This window comes from Olleya sp. Ti.3.14 (genome assembly GCF_038154885.1).
Taxonomy (GTDB): Bacteria; Bacteroidota; Bacteroidia; order Flavobacteriales; family Flavobacteriaceae; genus Olleya.
The window spans coordinates 1-24,161 of the sequence record NZ_JBAKAO010000005.1 but is presented as its reverse complement, the minus strand read 5'-3'; the positions used below and the strand labels follow the sequence as shown (position 1 = coordinate 24,161).

The 24,161-nt window shown below is 31.1% G+C and carries 21 protein-coding genes and 1 rRNA gene; 14 read left to right on the top strand and 8 right to left on the bottom strand.

Translation table 11 applies throughout. The features are described 5' to 3' along the window. Nucleotide 1 precedes the first annotated feature (1 nt). On the top strand, nt 2-943 hold the full coding sequence (locus tag V6251_RS08475) for an FKBP-type peptidyl-prolyl cis-trans isomerase (protein WP_145000044.1): 942 nt from the start codon (nt 2-4) through the stop codon (nt 941-943). Nucleotides 944-1,009: 66 nt separating this feature from the next. On the opposite strand, the gene V6251_RS08470 is transcribed toward V6251_RS08475, so the two are convergent. The 3 genes from V6251_RS08470 to V6251_RS08460 all read right to left on the bottom strand — a co-directional run bounded on the left by V6251_RS08470 (nt 1,010) and on the right by V6251_RS08460 (nt 3,613). Beyond that, a complete protein-coding gene (locus tag V6251_RS08470) occupies nt 1,010-1,651 on the bottom strand; it encodes an outer membrane beta-barrel protein (protein ID WP_341587866.1) in 642 nt (213 codons plus the stop codon). A 142-nt stretch (nt 1,652-1,793) separates the two neighbouring features. Beyond that, nucleotides 1,794-2,747, bottom strand: coding sequence for a transketolase family protein (locus V6251_RS08465; RefSeq protein WP_145000041.1), 954 nt, complete (start codon nt 2,745-2,747; stop codon nt 1,794-1,796). A 20-nt stretch (nt 2,748-2,767) separates the two neighbouring features. Further along, nucleotides 2,768-3,613 (bottom strand): transketolase, encoded by an 846-nt coding sequence (locus V6251_RS08460; protein ID WP_341587865.1) that lies wholly within the window; start codon nt 3,611-3,613, stop codon nt 2,768-2,770. 211 nt (nt 3,614-3,824) lie between these two features. Between V6251_RS08460 and tgt the strand changes: the two genes are divergently transcribed. The 12 genes from tgt to V6251_RS08400 all read left to right on the top strand — a co-directional run bounded on the left by tgt (nt 3,825) and on the right by V6251_RS08400 (nt 19,144). Then, nucleotides 3,825-4,955: a tRNA guanosine(34) transglycosylase Tgt gene (gene tgt / locus V6251_RS08455; RefSeq protein WP_292944288.1), complete on the top strand. Its 1,131-nt coding sequence runs from the start codon at nt 3,825-3,827 to the stop codon at nt 4,953-4,955. Further along, the gene (locus V6251_RS08450) at nt 4,956-6,029 is read left to right on the top strand and encodes an LptF/LptG family permease (RefSeq protein ID WP_292944291.1); all 1,074 of its coding nucleotides are present in this window, start codon (nt 4,956-4,958) and stop codon (nt 6,027-6,029) included. Then, on the top strand, nt 6,016-6,924 hold the full coding sequence (locus tag V6251_RS08445) for a DMT family transporter (RefSeq protein ID WP_341587864.1): 909 nt from the start codon (nt 6,016-6,018) through the stop codon (nt 6,922-6,924). Before V6251_RS08450 ends, V6251_RS08445 begins: the two co-directional genes overlap by 14 nt. Nucleotides 6,925-7,033: 109 nt before the next feature. Continuing rightward, nucleotides 7,034-7,987, top strand: a complete 954-nt coding sequence (locus tag V6251_RS08440; RefSeq protein WP_341587863.1) for an acetyl-CoA carboxylase carboxyltransferase subunit alpha — start codon at nt 7,034-7,036, stop codon at nt 7,985-7,987. Between the two features lie 255 nt (nt 7,988-8,242). Beyond that, complete coding sequence (dnaB, locus tag V6251_RS08435; RefSeq protein ID WP_145000028.1) at nt 8,243-9,778, top strand: replicative DNA helicase; 1,536 nt, start codon at nt 8,243-8,245, stop codon at nt 9,776-9,778. 18 nt (nt 9,779-9,796) lie between these two features. After that, a complete protein-coding gene (locus tag V6251_RS08430) occupies nt 9,797-10,831 on the top strand; it encodes an AI-2E family transporter (RefSeq protein ID WP_341587862.1) in 1,035 nt (344 codons plus the stop codon). Nucleotides 10,832-10,975: 144 nt separating this feature from the next. Continuing rightward, nucleotides 10,976-12,160 carry an asparagine synthetase B gene (locus tag V6251_RS08425; RefSeq protein WP_341588009.1) on the top strand — a complete coding sequence of 395 codons (1,185 nt, stop codon included), beginning with the start codon at nt 10,976-10,978 and terminating at the stop codon, nt 12,158-12,160. A gap of 1 nt (nt 12,161) precedes the next feature. After that, the gene (locus V6251_RS08420; protein ID WP_341587861.1) at nt 12,162-13,862 is read left to right on the top strand and encodes a tetratricopeptide repeat-containing sensor histidine kinase; all 1,701 of its coding nucleotides are present in this window, start codon (nt 12,162-12,164) and stop codon (nt 13,860-13,862) included. Continuing rightward, the gene (locus V6251_RS08415) at nt 13,855-14,523 is read left to right on the top strand and encodes a LytR/AlgR family response regulator transcription factor (RefSeq protein ID WP_341587860.1); all 669 of its coding nucleotides are present in this window, start codon (nt 13,855-13,857) and stop codon (nt 14,521-14,523) included. The genes V6251_RS08420 and V6251_RS08415 overlap by 8 nt, the downstream gene beginning before the upstream one ends. 102 nt (nt 14,524-14,625) lie before the next feature. Further along, nucleotides 14,626-17,604: a LamG-like jellyroll fold domain-containing protein gene (locus V6251_RS08410; protein ID WP_341587859.1), complete on the top strand. Its 2,979-nt coding sequence runs from the start codon at nt 14,626-14,628 to the stop codon at nt 17,602-17,604. A gap of 174 nt (nt 17,605-17,778) precedes the next feature. Continuing rightward, complete coding sequence (locus V6251_RS08405; RefSeq protein WP_341587858.1) at nt 17,779-18,048, top strand: EF-hand domain-containing protein; 270 nt, start codon at nt 17,779-17,781, stop codon at nt 18,046-18,048. Between the two features lie 13 nt (nt 18,049-18,061). Then, a complete protein-coding gene (locus V6251_RS08400; RefSeq protein ID WP_341587857.1) occupies nt 18,062-19,144 on the top strand; it encodes an adenylate/guanylate cyclase domain-containing protein in 1,083 nt (360 codons plus the stop codon). On the opposite strand, the gene V6251_RS08395 is transcribed toward V6251_RS08400, so the two are convergent. The 5 genes from V6251_RS08395 to thrS all read right to left on the bottom strand — a co-directional run bounded on the left by V6251_RS08395 (nt 19,137) and on the right by thrS (nt 23,325). Then, nucleotides 19,137-19,943 (bottom strand): HAD family hydrolase, encoded by an 807-nt coding sequence (locus tag V6251_RS08395; RefSeq protein WP_341587856.1) that lies wholly within the window; start codon nt 19,941-19,943, stop codon nt 19,137-19,139. The genes V6251_RS08400 and V6251_RS08395 overlap by 8 nt on opposite strands. A gap of 163 nt (nt 19,944-20,106) precedes the next feature. Further along, nucleotides 20,107-20,451 (bottom strand): 50S ribosomal protein L20, encoded by a 345-nt coding sequence (rplT, locus tag V6251_RS08390; RefSeq protein WP_028282920.1) that lies wholly within the window; start codon nt 20,449-20,451, stop codon nt 20,107-20,109. A 100-nt stretch (nt 20,452-20,551) separates the two neighbouring features. Next, nucleotides 20,552-20,749, bottom strand: a complete 198-nt coding sequence (rpmI, locus tag V6251_RS08385; protein ID WP_090839495.1) for a 50S ribosomal protein L35 — start codon at nt 20,747-20,749, stop codon at nt 20,552-20,554. A 61-nt stretch (nt 20,750-20,810) separates the two neighbouring features. Next, nucleotides 20,811-21,320 carry a translation initiation factor IF-3 gene (gene infC, locus V6251_RS08380; protein ID WP_261375276.1) on the bottom strand — a complete coding sequence of 170 codons (510 nt, stop codon included), beginning with the start codon at nt 21,318-21,320 and terminating at the stop codon, nt 20,811-20,813. A 70-nt stretch (nt 21,321-21,390) separates the two neighbouring features. Beyond that, complete coding sequence (gene thrS, locus V6251_RS08375; protein ID WP_341587855.1) at nt 21,391-23,325, bottom strand: threonine--tRNA ligase; 1,935 nt, start codon at nt 23,323-23,325, stop codon at nt 21,391-21,393. 753 nt (nt 23,326-24,078) lie between these two features. Between thrS and V6251_RS08370 the strand changes: the two genes are divergently transcribed. Then, a 16S ribosomal RNA gene (locus V6251_RS08370) occupies nt 24,079-24,161 on the top strand; the annotation flags it as partial.

Sequence of the window (24,161 nt, the reverse complement as noted above, 5' to 3'; positions counted from 1 at the left end):
AATGAATTTAAGAAAAATCACTTTTGCGTTATTAGTTGTGTTAGTTACTGCATTTTCATGTGGTACAGATGATGGAGATACATTTACTTTTGTGCCTAGAGATAGCCAAGAGGTTTATGATGAGAACATTGTTGAGATAGAGGCATTTTTAGCAACACATACATATAATTATGATGAATTTGATTTTGCTAATCCATACTCATTAGCTAACGATACGTTTAAAATTGTTTTTGATACAATTAGTGAAGCAAATAACAATTTAGATGCGATAGCATTACTAGATAGACCAGAGTTATTATTTAAAACGGTTACTCAAGGTGATGTAGATTATAAACTATATTATTTAAGTGTTAGAGAAGGTTTAGGACAAGCAACACACCCTTTGGATGCAGTAAATGTAACATATAACGGTACTTTATTGGATGGGACAGAGTTTGATGGAGCAGATGTTGATGGTCTTACTTTTAATTTATCATCTGTAGGTTCTTCTTTTGGAGTAGTTGATGGTTTTAGAGAAGCTTTAGTTGAATTTAGAATGCGTGATGGCTATACTGAAAATGGTGATGGAACTACAACAAACCATAATTATGGTATTGGAGCAGCTTTTATTCCTTCTGGGTTAGGTTATTTTTCAACAGGAACGACATCTATACCAAGTTATTCTCCTATTAATTTTACATTTGGATTACTAACTAGAATTGATACCGATTATGATTTAGATTCAATCCCTTCACATTTAGAAGATTTAGATGGTGATGGTGATGGTTTAAATGAAGATACTGATGGTGATGGTGTGGCTAACTTTATTGATAATGACGATGATAATGATGGTGTATTAACTATTGATGAAGATATCGATCAAGATGGAGACCCAACTAATGATGATACTGATGGAGACGGAATACCAAACTATTTAGATTTTGATACTAATTTATCAAACTAAAAATTAAATATTACAAAAAAAAGAGCCACTTTATAAAGTGGCTTTTTTTTTATGATTGTTTGAAATTTATAACATAACAGATATACTAAGTATTAGTTGTTCTGGTCGCGTATCTAATCTATTAGGATTTAATACTGATGCATTATTATTAATAATAGTCGCTTCGTTATTATTAAAGCCTCTCTCGTATCTTAAATCTATACCAATCTTATCCAAGCTTAATCCTATTCCAAAATTTAATCCTACAGAAAAGTCATCTTGTATAGTGTCAATTGTAGCATTTTCAAATTCGCTATCCATTATATATTGTAAAGATGGACCTGCAAAAACATGTATAGGACCTAAAACTTTTAAGCCAATTAACAATGGAGCGTCTAATTTTTGTAATTCAAATTCGCCAGCAGTATAATCGCTTTTTGTAGTAGTATAAACCAATTCTGGTCTAAAGTATATTTTGGTGCCTATTTTTCCAAAAACACCAACGTGGTAGCCAACGCTTCTGTCTGGATTTTGGTAACTATTAGAAATAGACTCAAAGTAATCTCCATTACCATTGTAATTTACACCACCTTTAAAACCAAATCCATTTCCATTTTGAGCATAACCTAAAGCTGAAAATATAAGTATTCCAATAGATGCTAAAATTACTTTTTTACTTACGTTTGAATTATAACCTAAGCCATTCTGAAATTTTTGTAAAATGTTCATAATTGTCGTTTTTTGATTAACACTAGTTATAACGATAATTATGCCAAATTATTTGAATGGTTAATAGACAGGGTTTTACAAAATAAAAAAGCGTTTAAAACCTTATGTTTTAAACGCTTTACTATGTAATGAGATAATATTTTTACTTTCTTGTAATCACTTTTTCTGCTGCTTTAACAATAGCATCAGCATTTAAACCATACTTTTCCATTAATTGCGCTGGTGTCCCTGACTCACCAAAAGTATCGTTTGTAGCAATAAACTCTTGTGGTGTAGGTTGATGTTGTGATAAAACACGTGCAACACTTTCTCCTAATCCTCCTAAGTGGTTATGCTCTTCAGCAGTAACAACACATTTAGTCTTTTTAACAGACTCTATAATAGCATTAGCATCTAATGGCTTTATAGTATGTATGTTTATTACTTCAGCAGAAATACCCTTATCATTTAAGGTTTTTGCAGCTTCTAAAGCTTCCCAAACTAAATGTCCAGTAGCAACAATTGTTACATCAGTACCTGTTTGTAATTGTACAGCTTTACCAATTTCAAAAGTTTGATCTTCTGGAGTAAAGTTAGCTACTTTTGGACGTCCAAAACGTAGGTAAACTGGTCCTTCATGACTTGCAATTGCTATAGTAGCAGCTTTGGTTTGATTGTAATCACAAGTGTTTATTACAGTCATACCTGGTAACATTTTCATTAATCCAATATCTTCAAGTATTTGGTGTGTTGCACCATCTTCTCCTAAAGTTAAACCTGCGTGAGATGCACATATTTTAACGTTTTTGTCAGAATATGCAATACTTTGTCTAATTTGATCATAAACACGACCTGTAGAAAAGTTAGCAAATGTACCTGTAAAAGGAATTTTGCCTCCAATAGTTAAACCTGCAGCAATACCCATCATATTAGCTTCTGCAATTCCAATCTGAAAAAAACGTTCTGGGTTTTCTTCAATAAACTGATCCATTTTTAAAGACCCAATTAAATCTGCGCAAAGTGCTACAACATTTGGATTTGTTCTTCCTAACTCTGTTAATCCGTCTCCAAAACCTGATCTTGTATCTTTACTTCCTGTATTTGTATATGTTTTCATGTTGTCTTAATTCAAGTTGATTAATAGTCGCCTAAAGTTTCAGGGTTTTGCTCTAATCCAATAGCTAATTGCTCGTCATTAGGAGCTTTACCATGCCAAGCATGTGTATGCATCATAAAATCTACACCATTACCCATTATTGTTTTTAGTAATACACAAACAGGTTTTCCTTTACCTGTTACACTTTTTGCTTCTGCCATTCCTTTTAAAATAGCATCAATATTATTACCAGCTTCAATGTCTATAACTGTCCATCCAAAAGCTTCAAATTTAGCTCTAAAACTTCCCATTGGTAATACAGTATCTGTTGATCCATCAATTTGCTGTCCATTTAGATCAATAGTTGCAATAATGTTATCTACTTTTTTAGCAGATGCATACATAATCGCTTCCCAGTTTTGACCTTCTTGCATTTCGCCATCTCCATGTAAGCTATATACTAAATGTTTGTCTCCATTTAATTTTTTTGCTTGGGCAGCACCTAAAGCAACACTTAAACCTTGACCTAAAGATCCTGATGCAATCCTAACACCTGGTAGTTTTTCATGTGTTGTTGGGTGACCTTGTAGTCTTGTGTTAATTAATCTAAAGGTGTTTAATTCTTCTACAGGAAAATAACCCGTTCTAGAAAGTACACTATAAAATACAGGTGAAATATGTCCATTTGATAAAAAGAAAAGATCTTCTCCAATGCCATCCATATCAAAACCTTCTTTTCTATCCATGATGTTATCATAAAGAGCTACTAAAAATTCTGCGCAACCTAATGATCCTCCTGGATGTCCAGAATTTACTTTGTGTACCATACGTAAAATGTCTCTACGTACCTGTGTGGTTAAATCTTCTAATTGTTGTGTGCTTGCCATGTTTTATGGGTTAAATATTTTGTTCCAAAATTAGGATTTTAATAGCCCACAACCAAGATTATTGAGGACACTTATTAACCAAATGGCTAGATTTCTTAACAATTCATTCATTTTAAAAAAAGTATTAACAAAATTTTCAATTTTAGGAAGTATTTAATACCCTTTGCATTTTTCTTACATATATTTGCTAGCTGAAGATTAAAGAGATATAATGACTTTCGATTTAAAAGCAAAAGACACACAAAGTAACGCTAGAGCAGGAGTAATAACTACAGATCATGGTGTAATTGAAACACCAATTTTTATGCCTGTTGGTACTGCTGGAACTGTAAAAGGTGTGCATCAAAGAGAATTAAAAAACGATATTAATCCAGATATTATTTTAGGTAATACCTATCACTTATATTTAAAACCTCAAATAGATGTTTTAGAAAAAGCAGGTGGATTACATAAATTTATGAACTGGGATCGTAATATACTTACGGATTCTGGAGGTTATCAAGTCTACTCTTTATCAGGAAATAACAAGATTAAAGAAGAAGGTGTTAAGTTTAAGTCTCATATTGATGGTAGCTACCACACTTTTACGCCAGAAAACGTAATGGAAATCCAACGTAGTATTGGAGCAGATATTATTATGGCATTTGACGAGTGTACACCTTATCCATGTGAATATAACTATGCTAGACGATCCATGCACATGACGCATCGTTGGTTAGAGCGTTGCCTAACACATCTTGATAAAACACCTTTAAAGTACGACTACTCACAATCCTTTTTTCCGATTGTTCAAGGTAGTACGTATAAAGATTTACGTAAGCAATCAGCCGAGTATATTGCAGGTGTTGGAGCAGAAGGTAACGCAATTGGTGGTTTGTCAGTAGGTGAGCCAGCAGAAGAAATGTATGCTATGACAGAGGTTGTAACAGATATACTACCATGGGATAAACCACGTTATCTAATGGGTGTTGGTACACCAATTAATATACTAGAAAATATTGCATTAGGTGTAGATATGTTTGACTGTGTAATGCCAACACGAAATGCAAGAAACGGAATGTTATTTACTGCCTACGGATCGATAAATATTAAAAACCTTAAATGGCGCGACGATTTTTCGCCAATTGACGAGATGGGCATTACTTACGTAGACACGGAATATAGCAAGGCATACTTACGTCACTTATTTAATACAAATGAATTATTAGGTAAGCAAATCGCAACCATACATAATTTAGGTTTTTATTTATGGTTGACTAGAGAAGCAAGAAAGCATATCTTAGCAGGCGACTTTAGAGCTTGGAAAGATAAAATGGTAAAACAAATGAATAATCGTCTATAAGTGAAAATATTAGACTGGTACATATTAAAACGTTATCTAATGACTTTTGCGGTCATGCTACTGTTGTTTATACCAATTGGTATTACAGTGCATTTAGCAGAAAAAATTGGTAAAATACTAGAAAACAATGTGCCTTTCGGCGAAGTCATGCAGTACTTGTTAGACTTTACAATATACTTTGCACATTTACTTTTTCCGTTATTTTTATTCTTATCAGTTATTTGGTTTACATCAAAATTAGCAAATAATACAGAGGTTGTAGCGTTTTTAAGCTCAGGTGTATCGTTTACACGATTTTTAAGACCTTACTTAATTGGAGGCGTAATTGTTGCTTTATTATCCATTGTTTTAGGATTATATCTAGCACCTAACGCTAGTAAAGGGTTTAATAATTTTAAATATAAATACCTCTCAGGTAAAAAAGAAAATAATAATACCAATGTATTAAAGCAGATTAATGATAACGATATTATTTACGTTACTAGCTTTGATACAAAAAATAAAACAGGAGTGAATTTTACTTTAGAGCATTTTGAAGAAGGTAAAATGACCTATAAAATTAGTGCATCTAACCTAAGATATATCGAAGAGGATTCAGCTTACATACTCCGTAATTACTTTAAAAGAACCATTGGAGATAACGATGATGTGTTGGACATTCAAAGAAAAAAAGACACAATTTTTTCATTTGATTTAGAAGATTTAACACCTGAGAGTTACATAGCTGAAACCTTAAGGTACGATGAGCTAGTTAGATTTATTGATAGAGAAGAAAAACGAGGCTCTAAATATATAGGTCGTTACAAATTAGCTAAATATCAAAAATGGAGTTTACCAGTTTCAGTATTTATACTTACAATTATTGCAGTAGCTGTATCTTCTAGAAAACGTCGAGGCGGAATGGGAGTCAATTTAGCGTTTGGGATTTGCATAGCCATGGTTTTTGTCTTTTTTGATAAGATATTTGGTACACTAGCCTCTCAGTCTAACTTTTCACCATTGCTAGCAGTTTGGTTTCCTAATATAATTTTTGGGGTTTTAGCTTTTTTCCTGTTACGCAATGCAAAACGATAAATTAAAAAATTACCTTCACTTACATGTCCTAGTTTTTATAGCTGGATTTACTGCTATTATTGGTAAATTAATAACTATCAATGCTGTTAGTTTAGTGTGGTATAGGATGTTAATGGCTACGGTTTTAATGTTTGTTTACATCAAGATTGCTAAAGTCGATATTTCTATTACCAAAAAATCATTGATTAAATTATCCATTGCAGGAGTAATAATAGCGTTACATTGGATTACTTTTTTTGGAGCCATACAAGTAGCTAATGCTTCTATTGCTTTAGCAATGTTCTCTACAGGTGCTTTTTTTGCATCCTTTATAGAACCTATAATATATAAACGTAAAATTATTGCTTATGAGATTGTTTTTGGTCTTATCGTGATTTTAGGTGTGTATTTAATTGTGAAAAGTGAGTTTAAATATATTGACGGAATGATTTTAGGAATTATTTCTGCATTTTTGTCCTCATTATTTGCAGTCCTAAACGGAAAGTTTTTAGAGGAGCATTCTGCAACCAAAATTTCATTTTACGAGTTTTTAAGTGGTGTGTTTTTTATATCACTGTATATTTTATGTTTTGGAGAAGGATTTAATCTAAATCACTTTAATATCTCATTGTCAGATGGTTTGTGGTTATTTGTATTAGCATCGGTTTGTACAGCATATGCCTTTATTGCATCAGTTTATGTAATGCGATATATTAGTCCTTACACAGTAGTATTAACGTATAATTTAGAGCCTATTTACGGAATCATTTTGGCATTGATGCTATTTCCAGAATCAGAAACCATGTCCTCTTCATTTTACATAGGTGCATTTATAATTTTAGGGGTTGTATTACTTAATGGAGTCCTTAAAAATTTAAAAAAATTCAAAAAGAATAAAATTCAACAAACTAATTGATTATCAAATTTTAACGTTAAAATCTGTGTATTTTAATCATAATCCTAAAATTTGATGTAAAAAAAATGTAATTTTGCATGCTAACATATAAACAAAACTATCGTTCCCTATGGAATATTTAGAATTTGAATTACCAATTAAAGAACTGGAAGAGCAATTAGAAAAGTGTCAAGTTATTGGAGAAGAGAGTGATGTAGATGTGACACAAACTTGCAAGCAAATCGAGAAAAAGCTTGTTGCTACCAAAAAAGATATATATAAAAACCTGACGCCTTGGCAAAGAGTACAAATGTCACGTCATCCTGATAGACCTTATACTTTAGATTATATTAAAGCCATATGTGGAGAGTCGTTTTTAGAGTTGCATGGAGACAGAAACTTTAAAGATGATAAAGCCATGATTGGTGGACTAGGTAAAATAGGTGACCAAAGCTTTATGTTTATTGGTCAACAAAAAGGGTTTAATACAAAAACTAGACAATACCGTAATTTTGGTATGGCTAATCCAGAAGGCTACCGTAAAGCTTTAAGATTAATGAAGTCTGCTGAAAAATTTGGAATACCAGTAGTAACATTATTAGATACGCCTGGTGCTTATCCTGGTTTAGAAGCTGAAGAGCGTGGACAAGGTGAGGCTATTGCTAGAAATATTTTAGAGATGACACGCTTAAAAGTGCCAATTATTACAATAGTAATAGGTGAAGGTGCTTCAGGTGGAGCTTTAGGTATAGGTGTAGGAGATAAGATTATGATGTTAGAAAACACATGGTACTCTGTTATATCTCCAGAATCTTGTTCTTCAATTTTATGGAGAAGCTGGGAATATAAAGAATTAGCTGCTGAAGCTTTAAAGTTAACAGCTACAGACATGAAAAAAATGAAGATTGTAGATGATATCATTAAAGAACCTTTAGGAGGTGCACATTCTGATAGAGAAACAACTTTTAAATCTGTAACAGAAGCTATTCTTGGTGCATACGACGAGTTTAAAAACTTATCACCAAAAGATTTAGTAAATAAGCGTATAGAAAAATATTGTGATATGGGTGTTTTTAAAGGGTAGACCTTATAAAACCATTTGCTAACAAAATCTGAAGTGTAATGCTTCAGGTTTTTTTTATGCTTATTAACAAAAAAACAGACTTATTAACAGTATAAATGTTGACGACCTGTTAAGATTGAGTAACTTTGTATCCTAATATTTCTTAACAATTTATTTACTTTCGCTAAGTCAAGAATTAGGTGAATTTTCATCTGGTTTTTTAAAAATTTTTAATCAATAAATTACTGAGTTATAACTCAAAACTATATTCAATAAATGAAGCAACCCAATCAAATAAAAGGCTATCAAGTTGACAGGAGCACTATTATAAACCTTGAAAAAGGTAAGATTCCACCACAAGCGTTGGATCTGGAAGAAGTAGTACTTGGTGCAATGATGATTGACAAGAAAGGGGTTGATGAAGTGATTGACATTTTAAGTGCTGATGCCTTTTATAAAGAAGCACATCAACACATTTTTGAAGCGATATTTATGTTGTTTCAAGAAAGTCAACCAATTGACTTATTAACAGTTTCGACACAATTAAAAACAAATTCAAAATTAGATTTAGCAGGAGGAGATTTTTATTTAATTTCTTTAACACAAAAAGTATCCTCTTCTGCCCATATCGAGTTTCATGCTCGTATAATTCTGCAAAAGTTTATCCAAAGAAGTTTAATTAAAATTTCTTCTGAAATAATTGAAGAAGCTTACGACGAAACTCAAGATGTATTTGACCTTTTAGATAAAGCAGAATCTAGATTATACGAAGTCACACAAGGAAACATAAAAAAATCCAGTGAAACTGCACAAGACTTAGTAATTCAAGCTAAGAAAAAAATTGAAGAAATCTCCAAAAAAGAGGGAATGAGTGGTGTGCCATCTGGTTTTAATAAACTAGATAAGTTAACCTCTGGTTGGCAAGAAAGTGATTTAATTATTATTGCAGCACGTCCAGGTATGGGTAAAACAGCCTTTACTTTAACAATGGCTAGAAACGTTGCAGTAAACTCAAATATTCCAGTAGCTTTTTTCTCTTTAGAGATGGCATCGGTACAGTTAATTACACGTTTAATTTCTAGTGAGACAGGACTGTCTTCAGAAAAATTAAGAACTGGAAAACTTGAAAAACACGAGTGGGAACAGCTTAACGTCAAAGTAAAAGCGTTAGAAAAAGCACCACTTTTTATTGATGATACACCTTCGCTTTCTATTTTTGATTTACGTGCAAAAGCTAGACGTTTAGCTTCACAGCATGGTATTAGAATGATCATGATTGATTATTTACAGTTAATGACAGCTGCAGGATCTGGAGGTAACCGTGAACAAGAAATATCGACTATTTCTCGTAACTTAAAAGCATTGGCTAAAGAGTTAAGTTTGCCTGTAATTGCACTGTCGCAATTATCGCGTGCGGTAGAAACACGTGGAGGAAGTAAACGTCCTTTACTATCAGATTTACGTGAATCTGGTGCGATTGAGCAAGATGCCGATATTGTAAGTTTTATTTACAGACCAGAATATTATAAAATTGACGAATGGGATGATGAAGAACGCTCTCCTACAGAAGGTCAAGGTGAGTTTATAGTTGCAAAACACCGTAATGGTGGATTGGAAAGTATTAGACTTAAATTTATCGGTCATTTAGGTAAGTTTGATAATCTTGATGATTTTGATACACCATTTGGTCAAGAATTTCATAGTAAAATGAATGCTGCTGCAAATGATAATACATTTGCTCCAGACAATTTCCCGTCAGCTAATGATGCTTTTGGTGCACCAGAAGAGGATGATAACGACGTGCCTTTTTAATAATAAGTAACTATTTAAATGGATAAAATAAAAACAACTAACTACCTACTTTTAATAATAGTAATTCCTATAATATTTTACTTATTAAAAGTGCTGTCATTTATATTTGTACCTCTGGTTTTTTCAATGTTTATAGCATTGTTGTTTTTACCATTAATGCGTTTTTTACGTAAACGCAAATTGCCTAAAGCGGTCAGTGTTTTTATTGTATTAGTAGTTATAGCCTTAGGTGTAAAGCTTGGGGTAGAATTAGTAAAGCTATCAAGTAGAGAAATTTTAGCATCAGATTCTCAATTTTTTGCTAAAGCAGAAACAAAAATCAACACACTAGTTGATAATGTCGAAGCTTTTTTTGGTGTAGAAAAAGTAGAAGGTAGCAGGTCTTTAACTAGGTTAGTTAATAAAGAAGCCTTGCTAGATAATTTATCACCAACAATTAGTTTTATTAGTAAATTTTTGACAGCTTTATTAATGACGACGTTTTTTGTGGTCTTATGGTTAGCAGAGTCTATTAATGTGGAAAAATTAATTAATAGGACCATTTTAAGAAAAAAGCATACGTCTATTAAAACGTTTATGAAAATAGAAAAAGACTTGATTAAATTTATTAAAGTTAAGTTTTTAGTAAGTTTTTTAACTGGTGTTTTTACAGGTGTGGCATGTTACTTTTTTGATGTAAGTTTCCCAATATTTTGGGGTTTATTTGCGTTTTTAATTAATTTTGTTCAAATGGTAGGTTCGTTTATTACAGTAATCTTGCTATCTATTTTTGCATTTGTCGAGTTAGAAACATCTAGTAAATTATTATTTTTTATAATTTCAATAACAGGAACACAAGTATTATATGGTAGTATTCTAGAACCCATATTTATGGGTAAATCCTTTTCTATTAATGTTATTGCTGTTTTAGTGATGTTAATGTTTTGGGGTTATATTTGGGGTATTCCTGGTTTAATTATGGCTATTCCAATTACAGTATTTCTTAAAATTATTTTTGAACAATTTCCTCGAACAAAAATTATTTCAGAATTACTCTCAGGCTCTACCAGTTAATTTATTATTAATCCTTTTATAACAGTTGCTTTTTTAAGTATCTTTCAAGTTATAAAAAAGTATTTTTAAATGAATAAATTTACAGTCTTTCTATTCTTTTTTCTGTTTGTTTCTAAAGGGTTTGCATCCTATATTTTAATACCAATGGATGCTGACACCCAAAAAAATCATTTAAAAGCTTACGGAATTACGTATTGGAGTTTAGAAAAAGACGTTAAAGTTAAGTGGTTACTTAATTATAGAGGTGGTTCTTTTTTATTACCTGATAGTGAGTCAATCCAGCGTGAGTGTAAAATTAGAGGTGTTAGTTTCGAAATTATTTCTGACTTAAAGACAGAGCAAATTTTAAAAGAAATAGCAAGTCCAAGTAAAAATATGGAAGCTGTAGTATTGGAAAAAGCACCCAAAATAGCTGTGTACACACCTCAAGGTAAATTACCTTGGGATGATGCAGTAACTATGGTATTAAGTTATGCCGAAATACCTTACGAAACCATTTACGATGAAGAAGTATTAAAGGACGAATTACTGTTGTACGATTGGTTGCATCTTCACCATGAGGATTTTACAGGACAATTTGGGAAATTTTATGGAAGATATCGCCAAGCAGCATGGTATATTCAAGAAAAAAAAGACGCAGAGGCATTAGCTACTAAATTAGGTTACACTAAAGTATCTGAAGAGAAACGTGACGTTTCATTAAAAATAAGAGATTATGTTGTTGGTGGTGGCTTTATGTTTGCCATGTGTAGCGCAACAGAAAGCTTTGATATTGCCTTGTCTGCAGATGGAATTGATATTTGCGAACCTATGTTTGATGGAGATTCAAGTGATGGTAACTATCAAGCTAAAATTGATTTTGATAAAACATTTGCTTTTAAAGATTATACTTTAGAGCGTAGTCCTTTAGTGTATGAGTTTTCTAGCATAGATATGACTATGAAACGTAAAATCCCTAAAGAGACAGATTATTTTTCATTAATGGATTTTTCCGCAAAATGGGATCCAATACCAACTATGCTTTGTCAAAATCATACAGCTTTAGTAAAAGGTTTTATGGGACAAACAACCTCTTTTACTAGAGACCAAATTAAGTCAAATGTTTTAGTTATGGGAGAAAACAAAACAAATGGTGAAGCTAAATACATTCATGGTATAAAAGGAAAAGGCTTTTTTACTTTTTATGGTGGACATGATCCAGAAGATTATACGCACCAAGTTGGTGATCCAAAAACCGAGTTATCCTTGCATCCAACATCACCTGGTTATAGACTTATTTTAAATAATGTCTTATTTCCTGCTGCTAAAAAGAAAAAGCAGAAAACGTAATATGAAATATTTATTTCTATGTATTTCTATCTTTTTTCTCCAAATTTCGTTTGCTCAATCAGATAGCATTCAAGATTACGGTCAAAATTTAATTGATCAAAATAAATTAGATACAGCCATAATTTACTACAAAAAGCACTTGCTTAGACCAAGCAGTCAAAAACAACAGGTACACTTACTTTTTGGATTGGCAGATGCTTATAAATTAAAATTAGATTATACTAATGCTAATGAAAACTACAACCAGTCTTTTATTACGATAAGCAAAATTAAAGACAAGCAATTAGAGTTTTTGTACTATGTAAAAAAAGCAGAGTTTTTTAGAAAAAGAGCGATGCATATTGATGCAGTAAAAGAGTTAGATAAGGCGTTAGTTATATTAAAAAATACGCCTATAAATGATTTATACTTATCCAAGTATTACAATCGTAAAGCCGCACTTTTTACAGAACATTACCAGTTGAATGATTCCACGCTTTATTATTCAAATAAATCCTTATTACTTGCAAAAAAAATAAAGGATAATGATGCTATATTTTATTCATTATTAGAGATTTCTGGGGTTTATGAGCGTAAAAAGGATTATAAAACTTCTCTAAAATATTTGGATGAAATTATAGATTTTGCTAAAAGCAATAATATGAAGCAGCAAGAAGCAGATGCTTACATTAGTTATGTAATGGTATTGGCACGAAGCAATCAATTAGAAAAAGCATTAAAAGCGTCACTTTATGCTGCAGATTTTTCTAAAAAAAATAAGTTTTTATACAATGAGATTATCTTCTATCAAAATATTCAAAATTTATATTTTAGACTAAATAATATCGAAAAAGCATACGAGTATTTAAAACAAAGATTAGAGTTAACAACAAAATATGATGAAATAAAAAAAGAAGAATTATTATTTAATCTAGAAACACAATACAAGTTAGCAGATAAGGAGAGTCAGATTAAGATTAATAATTTGGAAATTATAAATCAAAAAAAAGCATTAGCCTCCAATAAGGTTAACTTATATATTGCACTAGTATTGTTTGTGTTTTCAATTGCAGTGGCAGTCCTAATAGCTTATTTTCTTAAGCGCTCAAAAAAAAGCAATAAGCAATTACAAATACTGTCTTCGGAAAACGAATTTTTATTAAGTGAAGCAAACCACAGGATTAATAATAACTTACAATTAGTAGTAATACTTATTAATAATCAACTAAAAAAAGCCTCAGAGACAGAAAAAATTCAACTAAAAAATATTTTAATAAAGGTAGAAGCTATTTCTACTTTACATAAACATTTATATAAAAACGAAGACAAACAAACTATAGATATTGCTAATTACTTAAAAGATGTAAAAACTAGTTTTTTTGATGTGTTTAAAGAAAATGATATTACTACTAATTTTGATGTCAATTCTTTAGAAATAGCCACAGATCAAGCAATGTATTTTGGATTATTACTAACTGAGTTATTAATTAATTCTATCAAACATGCCTTTAATGAACAAGATTATAAGGTGATAGATTTTACATTAAGGGTTTATAATGGGTTGCTATTATTTATATATAGTGATAATGGTATAAGCTTGGCTAATAAATCAATAAAACCTAAACTAGTAGATAAAATTTGTCGTCAATTAGAAATGGATTATAATATAAATACAGATAATGGTTTTAATTTTTTGATGTCTAAAAAAATAAATAATGAATAAGTTACAGGACACAAAAATCCTAATCGTAGAGGACGAGATTATTATAGCAGATTACATAGAGGAGTTATTACTTGAAGAGCAATTTACAAACATAGCTATTTCGAATAATAAAGAAGCAGCTTTAAATAAAATGACTGTTTTTTTACCTGATATTATTTTAATGGATATTAATTTACAAGGGAAAAATGAGGGCATTCAGTTAGCTAAATCTAAAAATAACAACGCAACAGTTGTTTTTATTACAGGTCAAAATGACTTAGTATTAATGAATGAAGCACTAAAATCTAATCCAGCAGCTTACTTAACTAAACCAATTAAAAGACTGGACCTTTTAGCTACCATAAATTTAGCGATTTATAAAAAGCAATCGCAAATCTTTCAATTTAAAGATGGATACGATATTATTAATTTAAATTTTTCGGATATAAGATATTTTGTTGCAGAAGGTAATTATGTAAATATTTATACGCTAACTAAAAGATTTACTATTAGACAATCATTAATGGCTGTTATGGATAAACTTCCTACAGATAGTTTTAAACAAACGCATCGCTCTTATATAGTTAACAAAAATAAGATAGAACGTGTCACTTCAAACGCAGTAGTTATAAATGGTTTGGATATTCCATTATCAAGGACGTATGCTAAACAATTTAAATAGCAGTTTACATACAAAGTGATGCGCTTTGTCCCATATCAGTAAAAAATAATAGATTAAAAGTTAGATTTGGCGTCCTTAACAAATCTATCTAATCTATTATTTATGAAACAAAATTATTTTACTTTTTTTGCTGTCCTATTTTTTGGTATTCTCTCAGCCCAAACCTTTCAAGAAGGAGGCGTTAATTATTATGTCATTTCAGCAGCTGACAGCACTGTTGGTGTGGTGTCATCTGCAAGTTTTGAAGGTGCATTAGTAGTACCTCCAACCGTTAATAATGCAAGTGTTGACTATACTGTAATTGCTATTTTAGATAGTGCTTTTGAAAATAGTACAACGTTAACTTCAATAGAAATCCCTAATACTGTAACTTTTATAAGTAATGGAGCATTTCGATTTTGTACTAATTTAACTTCTGTTATAATACCTAATTCTGTTACAAGTATAGGACAATTGGCATTTGGCGCATGTACTAGTTTAACTTCTGTTGTAATACCTGATTCAGTTACTTCTATTGGTATTGATGGATTTGCTGGTTGTTCAGGTTTAACTTCTCTAACAATTTCTAATTCGTTAACTAGTTTGTCAGTTAATGTATTTGCAGGTTGTACTAGTTTAACGTCATTAAATATTCCAAACTCAGTAACTAGTATTGGACAAGATGCCATAAGAGCTTGTTCAAGTTTAACTTCGGTAACAATTCCTAGTTCAGTGACAAGTATTTCTAATACTGTATTTCAAGACTGTTCTAATTTAAATACAGTTACTGTTAATTGGTCAACACCACTAGCTATAAATGCTAATGTTTTTCAAAATGTAAATATTGGAAGCGCAACCCTTTATGTTCCTGTTGGCACTGAGGCACTTTATCAATCAGAGTCAGTTTGGCAAAGCTTTGGTACTATAGGTCAACCACAAGTAGCAACACACTTAAATTTTGATGGAGTGGATGATTTTATTGATTGTGGTAATATATTGCCAGAGTCATACACAAAAGAGGCATGGATTTCTATAGATGCAATTAATCAGACAAGTAATATAATTTCAGGCTCAGACAGTTCTGGACAAAATGCTTTTTGGGTACCTAATGGAGTGTTATCTGCTGGTCATAATGGTACTTGGAATACTGTCGAAGATACAAATGTATTATCACTAAATACTTGGTATCATGTAGTGGTTAGTTATGATTACGCTACTCAAACTTTAAAATTATATAAAGACGGAATTTTGATAGATTTAAATAATAATGTTCCAGCACCAAATAATGGTAATGATATTCATATAGGTTCTTATAATGATGCAAGTAACTTATTTAATGGATCTATTGATGAAGTTCGTATTTGGAATGTCGTAAGAACAGAAGAACAAATTAATGGTAGTAAAAATTGCGAGTTACAAGGTGATGAAGCAGGTCTTATTGCTTATTATCAATTTAATGAAGGTCTTGATGCTAATGAAAATGCAGCTTTCACAACTCTAAATGATGCAACTATCAATGCTAATAATGGGTCGTTAAATAATTTTGCTTTAACAGGAAATACCTCTAATTGGTTAGCAGGTTCTCCAGTTGTAAGTGGATCAATTGTTCCTTCTGAAGCAATTGTTAGTAGTCCAGTAATTTATTTTCAAAATGATAGTGCAATGCCATTAACTGCTACTTTAGGAGCCAATGGATCAGAATTAGTATGGTATACAGCAGAAACTGGACAAGTTGGATCAACAACCGCACCTACACCAAGTACTACAACTATTGGAGCTACTTCATATTGGGTAACAAGTACAAATGCCAATGGATGTGAAAGTGAAAGAACTGAAATTGTCGTAAATGTATTAGAGCCAGCAACACACTTAAATTTTGATGGTATTGACGACTATGTTAATATAAACATAGGAACATTTACTACTCAAAACTTTAACTACACACATGAGTTTTGGTTTAAAACTACAAGTGCTAACAGTACAATTTTTAACTTTTCCGATACAGGAATGCCTAACTCTGGAGGTTTTAATAAAACCATTTATTTACAAAACGGAAACTTAGTGTCTTATGTTTATAACAATACAGAAAATTATATCACATCAACAGCCACTTTTAATGATAATAATTGGCATCATGTTACAGAGATTGTTACTTTTTCAGAAAGACGTCTTTATGTGGATGGTACATTAATAGGAACAGATACTAGTTTTTCTAACCAAAATTTTGGATATATGGTTCTAGGAGCAAGTAATTTAACTCCAGGAGTTTATTTTGAAGGAGAAATAGATGAAGTTAGAATTTGGAATACAGCCTTAGCTATTGACGATGTTAATGCAACAGGTAATTGTCAATTGCAAGGTGACGAAGCTAACCTATTAGCATACTATCAATTCAATCAAGGAACAGATGCTACAGATAATACATCAGTAACAACTTTAATAGATGCGACAACAAATGCATACAATGGTAATTTGATAAACTTTAGTTTAACAGGTAATACTAGTAATTGGTTAGCTGGTTCTCCTATTGGAGAAGCACCTATAGTTACAATGCAACCTCAGGATCAAACTATTACAGAAACAGATACTGCTGTTGTTTTTACTGTTTCAGCATCTAATGTCACCTCGTACCAATGGGAAGTGTTTTTCGAAGATGGTGAAGGTGGTGCATGGATGCCTTTAGACGATTCATTTACAGATCCGGATGTTTCGGGTTCTACAACTAATACGCTAACAATTTCAGGAGATAATGTTTCATTTATCGTTGGTTTACAATTTAGAGTTGTAATGAATGGTACTGCTAGTTGTAATGTTATTTCAAATGAAGTTACTGTAACAGATGAAACACTGTCAGTGTCTAATTTTTTAATTAATGAAGTAAAGGTATTTCCAAATCCAACAACAGATAACGTTAAGGTTACTTTATCTAAAGTACAAGATTTTGAAATATCAGTATACGACTTAAACGGAAGATTACTTTTAAACACAAAAAACAGAAGTGATGCTTTTTTATTAGATTTAACAGATTATCAAAATGGTATATATATTATTAAGACTAAGATTAATCAAAAAGAAGCTATTAATCGAGTTATTAAACACTAAGGAAGTTTAGTAAAGTTCGAGAAGCAGTGTTGTAATTTACAACACTGCTTTTTTTTGCTTTATAATTAGCGGATACTAATAGCAAATTATTAATTTTTAGAGTTGTTTAACTAAACAATATTATATAAGAATATTATTTTTACTACATTACAGTTAATCTAAAACAGTCTTAAAATGTCAACAAAAGATCAAATCTTAAAAAAAATTGAAATATTAATCACCAACCACTTCGAATCTCCAAAAAATGCATTTGATTTTTTTGACGAAGATGGTGATAAAAAATTATCAAAATCAGAAATTAAAAACCTATTGCAAGAAGCAGAAATTAGTGGTTTTATTAGAGGTATAGTCGCTTCAAAATTAATAGAAGGTTATGATTTAGATGGAGATCAACAAATAAGTTGGTCAGAATTTAAAACTGCAATTGACGAAATAGCACTTTAAATTCTTTCTTTTTTTGAAACAATCAATACTTCAATTCCTAAAATTACAAATCATTACAATACTTTTTTGGGTATTATCGTTTTGCTTATTTATTACTATCCGTTATTTTGAAATAGGCACGGAAGGAGGAAAGGCATTTGTAACTAACTACGACCAAGTAATACCAATAACACAATGGTTACAATTTAGCATTTTAATAGGTGTGGTTGTTGGTTTTTTTTATGGGATAATCGAGTTTATTTCTGATAAATTATTGCTGTACAAATTTTCTACTGGTTTACTAATATTACTTAAAACAATAGTTTATTTACTTTTATTAATACTTTCAACAAGTTTTGTGGTTGGTTTAATAGAAGTTCAAATAGACAGAAACCTTCCAAATGAACCTGGTTGGTGGATGGAAAATAAAGTGTTTTGGCTAATAGTTGTGTATTTTAATATATGCTCCTTAATATTTTCTTTTTTAAAAATTGCGATAGAAAACTTTGGTCATGGCGTTTTATTAAATCAGTTAATTGGAAAATATAAAAGACCAAGAGAAGAACGTCGTATTTTTATGTTTCTAGATCTTCAATCTTCTACCACAATTGCAGAGCAATTAGGCCACTATAAATACAGTCAATTGATTCAACAATGCTTTTATGATCTTAACTCGGTAATAAATAATTTTGATGCAAATATATATCAATATGTTGGTGATGAGGCTGTGATTAGTTGGACTTTTGATAAAGGTGTAAAACAAAATAATTGTGTCGAATTATTTTATAAATTTCAAGATAAGTTAGTTAAAAAAGAAAAATTATACCTCAAACAGTTTGGTTTAATACCTAAGTTTAAAGCTGGATTGCATGGAGGAACATTAATAGTGACAGAAGTTGGGACTATTAAAAAAGAAATTGCTTATCATGGAGATGTTATAAATACATCTGCAAGAATACAAGGAGAGTGTAATAAGTATGATGAAACGCTTCTTATATCTGAATCATTACTTCAAAAACTTAAATTACATAAATATAAGCTAACATCAATGGGTGACATTACTTTAAAAGGTAAAGAAAGCACACTTAAGTTATTTTCAATTAATAAACTTAATTAATCAAACTATCAATTAACTGCTTGATTACAATTTCTACCCCTTTTTCATTATTTGATTTAGTTAAGTAGTTAGCAATGGTTTTTACATTTGGATGTGCATTATCCATAGCGTAACTATAGTGTCCTAACTTTAGCATCTCTATATCATTATTATAATCTCCAAAAACCATAGTTTCAGATTCAGTAATATTATATAGCTCTTGAATATGTTTAATGGCATAGCCTTTATTAGCTATATTTTCTGAAATATCAACCCAGTGATTGGCAGATACCTTTACTTTAAATTTATGTTCCAAATGTTTAACGGAAGGGTAGATGTACTTTTCAGAGCTTTCTTCATGATATAATGCTATTTTATAAACGTCTTCTGTAATTTCAGACACATCATCAATAAGGTCGTAATTTGAGTAATACTCACTTAAAAGTGATAACAATTTTTCAGATTTACTTACTACGTAAGCTTTATTTTTTGTACAAAATACAGGATGAGTATCTTGTAATCCAACTACTAATTTAGAAATTGTAATTAAGCTGTTTTTTTTAAAAGTATTTGAAATTAGTAAATGATCTTGTTTTATTGCTAGTCCACCATTTTCTGATACTATAATAATATCATCTTTAATAACTTTTAATTTTTCAAGCATGCTATAATAAGGTCTTCCGCTAGCAGCTACAAACAATATGTTTTTTTCTTTTAAGATTTTAAATAATTCAAAAAACTCATCACTTACTTGATGATTAGTGTTTAATAAAGTTCCATCTAAATCGGATACTATTAATTTAATTTGACTTAAAGACATGTGCAATTCAATATTTAAAATGTAAAGCTAGTGGATAAGTTTGTTATAAAACAATTATTATAGTTAAGTTATAATTAAATAGCATAAAAAAATCCGATTCAATTAAGAATCGGATTTTCTATTTTATAAGCGAAGTATTGTTATACAAATGGCAAAATGCCCTTTATTTTACTTTGTTCACAATTGCTTCAAAAGCATCTGGATTGTTCATTGCTAAATCAGCTAAAACCTTACGGTTTAATTCGATATTATTAGCTTTTACTTTACCCATAAATTGTGAGTAAGACATTCCATGTAATCTTGCTCCAGCGTTAATACGCGTGATCCATAATGCACGGAAAGTTCTCTTTTTGTTTCTACGGTCTCTGTATGCATATTGCATAGCTTTGTCAACCGCGTTTTTTGCTACTGTCCAAACGTTTTTACGACGTCCAAAGTAACCTTTTGCTTGTTTAAGCACCTTTTTTCTTCTGGCTCTTTTGGCAACAGAATTTACTGATCTAGGCATAATTTAAATTGTTTTTTTGTAGTAGGCGGTTAATTAATTAACACTTTGTAAAGGCCTAACTCCAGGGTTTATAAATAATTTGTAACCAATTAAGGTAATGTTACTTTAAACGCATCATTACTTTAATATTGTTCTCATCCGCTTTATGTACTAAACCGTCATGAGTTAACTTAAGCTTACGTTTTTTAGACTTCTTTGTTAAGATGTGACTTTTAAAAGCGTGCTTTCTTTTAATTTTACCAGTACCAGTAAGCTTGAAACGCTTTTTAGCACTAGATTTTGTTTTCATTTTAGGCATTTTGTTTCCTAGTTTTAATTATTTCGCTTATAATATTTTTGTCCTTAATAAAGGATACTATTTACTTTTTAGGAGCAATAAACATAGTCATACGCTTTCCTTCAAGTCTTGGCATTTGTTCTACTTTTCCAAATTCTTCCAAATCTTGAGCTAAACGTAATAATAATATTTGTCCTTGCTCTTTAAACACAATTGATCTCCCTTTAAAGAAAACAAAAGCTTTTAGCTTTGCACCTTCTTTTAAGAATTTCTCGGCGTGTTTCTTTTTAAACTCGTAATCATGGTCATCTGTTTGAGGACCAAATCGAATTTCTTTGATAACAACTTTTGTAGCCTTGGATTTTAATGCTTTTTCCCGCTTCTTCTGTTCATAAAGAAACTTCTTGTAATCCATTATTTTACATACAGGTGGATCTGCTTTAGGCGAAATTTCTACCAAGTCAAGTTCTTGCTCTCTTGCAAATTCTCTTGCTTCTTTAGTGGTGTAAATTCCTACTTCAACATTTTCTCCAACTAGACGCACTTTCTCTGCTCTAATCTTACCGTTAATGTTGTGCTGATCTTCCTTAATGATTCTTGCCGGACCTCTTGATCTTTTTCTACGTATTGCTATGACTTATATATTTTAGTTAAACTTAATTTTAAAATTGTCTTTTTGTTTTATTTATCTCTGTTTTAACAATTTCTGCAAAGGTATCTACACTAATCGTGCCTAAATCTTCACCACCATGTTGTCGTACAGATATCTTGTTTTCTGCTTCCTCTTGTTCCCCAATGATAATCATATAAGGCGTTTTACTCATTTCAGCCTCTCTAATTTTCTTACCAATGGTCTCGCTTCTGTTATCTACAAGTGCGCGAATTTCGTGATTTTCTAGCAAAGTTAAAACTTTTTCGCCGTATTTCTCGTATTTCTCACTAAGAGTTAATATAGAAACTTGATTTGGCATTAACCAAAGCGGGAAATTTCCTCCTGTATGTTCCAGTAAAATAGCTATAAAACGTTCCATACTTCCAAAAGGAGCGCGATGGATCATTACAGGTTTGTGTGTTTCATTATCACTACCTTTATAAGATAATTCAAAACGTTCTGGTAAATTATAATCAACCTGAATAGTTCCTAATTGCCATTGTCTACCTAAAGCATCCTTAACCATAAAGTCTAATTTAGGTCCGTAAAAAGCAGCTTCGCCAGTTTCTATAACATAATTTAAATTTTTATCCTTGGCAGCATTTATAATAGCTTGTTCTGCTTTTTCCCAGTTTTCTAAACTTCCAATATATTTTTCTGGCTTTTCTGGATCACGTAAAGAGACTTGTGCAGTAAAGTTTTCAAATCCTAAAGATCCAAATACATACAACACTAAATCAATAACATTTTTAAACTCTTGATCTAATTGATCTGGAGTACAAAAAATGTGTGCATCATCCTGCGTAAAACCTCTAACTCTCGTTAAACCATGTAATTCGCCACTTTGTTCATATCTATAAACAGTGCCAAATTCAGCAAAACGTTTCGGTAAATCTTTGTAAGACCATTGCATACTGTTATATATTTCACAGTGATGTGGGCAGTTCATAGGTTTTAGTAAAAATTCTTCACCTTCTTTTGGCGTAGTAATAGGTTGGAAGCTGTCTTCGCCATATTTAGCATAGTGACCGGAAGTAACATAAAGTTCTTTTTGTCCAATATGCGGAGTAACAACCATTTCATAACCTGCTTTTTTCTGAGCAGCCTTTAAAAAATCTTCTAAACGCTCACGTAAAGCAGCACCCTTTGGTAGCCATAAAGGTAAACCTGCTCCAACTTTTTGAGAAAAAGTAAAAAGCTCAAGCTCTTTACCTAACTTTCTATGGTCACGTTTTTTAGCTTCTTCTAATAATGCTAAGTATTCAGTTAATTCTTTTTGTTTTGGAAAAGATGTTCCGTAAACACGTGTTAATTGAGGTTTATTTTCATCACCTCTCCAATAAGCACCTGCAACAGATAATATTTTTACAGCTTTAATAATCCCTGTGTTTGGGATATGTCCACCACGACACAAATCAGTAAAAGTAGAATGGTCACAAAAAGTAATAGTCCCATCCTCAAAATTTTCAATTAATTCAGTCTTATATTCATTGTCTTTATATAAAGACAAAGCATCGGCTTTAGTAACAGATCGCATAGCAAACTCATGTTTGCCTCTTGCGATCTCTAACATTTTAGTTTCAATAGTCTTAAAATCCTTATCAGTAATGGTGTCATTACCAAAATCAACATCATAATAAAAACCATTATCAATAGCAGGACCAATAGTTAATTTACTATTAGGGTATAACTCCTCAATCGCCTGAGCTAATACGTGGGCAGAACTATGCCAAAATGCTTTCTTTCCTTCATCATTAGTCCAAGTGTAAAGTACCAAAGATCCATCCGTTGTTAATTTCGTAGATGTTTCAACGGTTGTTCCATTAAAACTTGCCGAAATAACATTTCTTGCCAATCCCTCGCTAATACTCTTAGCAACATCCATAGGTGTAGAATCTTTTTCAAAAGATTTTACACTACCATCAGGTAAAGTAATTTTTATCATCAATATCAAATTAAGCTACAAATATAATAGGATAATAATAGACTGGCAATACAAGTATTAAGTAATACTAAATAAATTCTGCCATTTTAAAATAATTAGGGCGTTACCCAAAGGGTCGGGCTATCACTACTCGCTTTTTTTTACAAACCATATACCTTATATATGTTATAGTATTTAAAATAATCAAAAGTCATAATACTATAGGGTATATAAAAAAAAGAGCTCAAACAGACCGTTCTATCCCTAACGTGTTGCAAATCAATAAACAATATTCGATACAGCTAACATTTGTAATCTTGAGGTAATTCAATCCTAAAATAAAAATAAAAAATATAATACTGTAACACGCTAATTACAAAGGATTAAAGGCGTATGTTACCTGTAAATTAAAAAAAGATTAAAAAAAAGGGTTGCGGGAACCAAAAAGGCTTGTATATTTGCACCCCGAAAACGACGTAACTGATGTTACTGAGAGTAAAGGAAAACGTTCTAAGATATATTGAAAGTGAAGTTTAAAAAAAAGAAAAAAACTTTTTTTCAAATAAAGCTTGTGGGATTAAAAAAAGCGAATTATATTTGCACCCGCTTAAGGAAATAACATCTTAAGAGATAAAGAAAAAAGTTCATAAACATATTGAATTGACAGCGTAAGAATTAATTGGAAACGATTAATTTAAACAAACGAGAATAAACCATTTTGAGTACTGAGAACATTATTAATTGTTAAAACATAGTCGTAAGACTTAAAATTTAACGATGAAGAGTTTGATCCTGGCTCAGGATGAACGCTAGCGGCAGGCTTAACACATGCAAGTCGAGGGGTAGCAGGGAGCTTG

Excerpts from the sequence above, each read along its gene's own strand:
- V6251_RS08475 (WP_145000044.1), top strand. The coding sequence starts at position 2 with ATGAATTTAAGAAAAATCACTTTTGCGTTATTAGTTGTGTTAGTTACT.
- V6251_RS08470 (WP_341587866.1), bottom strand. The coding sequence starts at position 1,651 with ATGAACATTTTACAAAAATTTCAGAATGGCTTAGGTTATAATTCAAAC.
- V6251_RS08465 (WP_145000041.1), bottom strand. The coding sequence starts at position 2,747 with ATGAAAACATATACAAATACAGGAAGTAAAGATACAAGATCAGGTTTT.
- V6251_RS08460 (WP_341587865.1), bottom strand. The coding sequence starts at position 3,613 with ATGGCAAGCACACAACAATTAGAAGATTTAACCACACAGGTACGTAGA.
- tgt (WP_292944288.1), top strand. The coding sequence starts at position 3,825 with ATGACTTTCGATTTAAAAGCAAAAGACACACAAAGTAACGCTAGAGCA.
- V6251_RS08445 (WP_341587864.1), top strand. The coding sequence starts at position 6,016 with ATGCAAAACGATAAATTAAAAAATTACCTTCACTTACATGTCCTAGTT.
- V6251_RS08440 (WP_341587863.1), top strand. The coding sequence starts at position 7,034 with ATGGAATATTTAGAATTTGAATTACCAATTAAAGAACTGGAAGAGCAA.
- dnaB (WP_145000028.1), top strand. The coding sequence starts at position 8,243 with ATGAAGCAACCCAATCAAATAAAAGGCTATCAAGTTGACAGGAGCACT.
- V6251_RS08430 (WP_341587862.1), top strand. The coding sequence starts at position 9,797 with ATGGATAAAATAAAAACAACTAACTACCTACTTTTAATAATAGTAATT.
- V6251_RS08425 (WP_341588009.1), top strand. The coding sequence starts at position 10,976 with ATGGATGCTGACACCCAAAAAAATCATTTAAAAGCTTACGGAATTACG.
- V6251_RS08420 (WP_341587861.1), top strand. The coding sequence starts at position 12,162 with ATGAAATATTTATTTCTATGTATTTCTATCTTTTTTCTCCAAATTTCG.
- V6251_RS08415 (WP_341587860.1), top strand. The coding sequence starts at position 13,855 with ATGAATAAGTTACAGGACACAAAAATCCTAATCGTAGAGGACGAGATT.
- V6251_RS08410 (WP_341587859.1), top strand. The coding sequence starts at position 14,626 with ATGAAACAAAATTATTTTACTTTTTTTGCTGTCCTATTTTTTGGTATT.
- V6251_RS08405 (WP_341587858.1), top strand. The coding sequence starts at position 17,779 with ATGTCAACAAAAGATCAAATCTTAAAAAAAATTGAAATATTAATCACC.
- V6251_RS08395 (WP_341587856.1), bottom strand. The coding sequence starts at position 19,943 with ATGTCTTTAAGTCAAATTAAATTAATAGTATCCGATTTAGATGGAACT.
- rplT (WP_028282920.1), bottom strand. The coding sequence starts at position 20,451 with ATGCCTAGATCAGTAAATTCTGTTGCCAAAAGAGCCAGAAGAAAAAAG.
- rpmI (WP_090839495.1), bottom strand. The coding sequence starts at position 20,749 with ATGCCTAAAATGAAAACAAAATCTAGTGCTAAAAAGCGTTTCAAGCTT.
- thrS (WP_341587855.1), bottom strand. The coding sequence starts at position 23,325 with ATGATAAAAATTACTTTACCTGATGGTAGTGTAAAATCTTTTGAAAAA.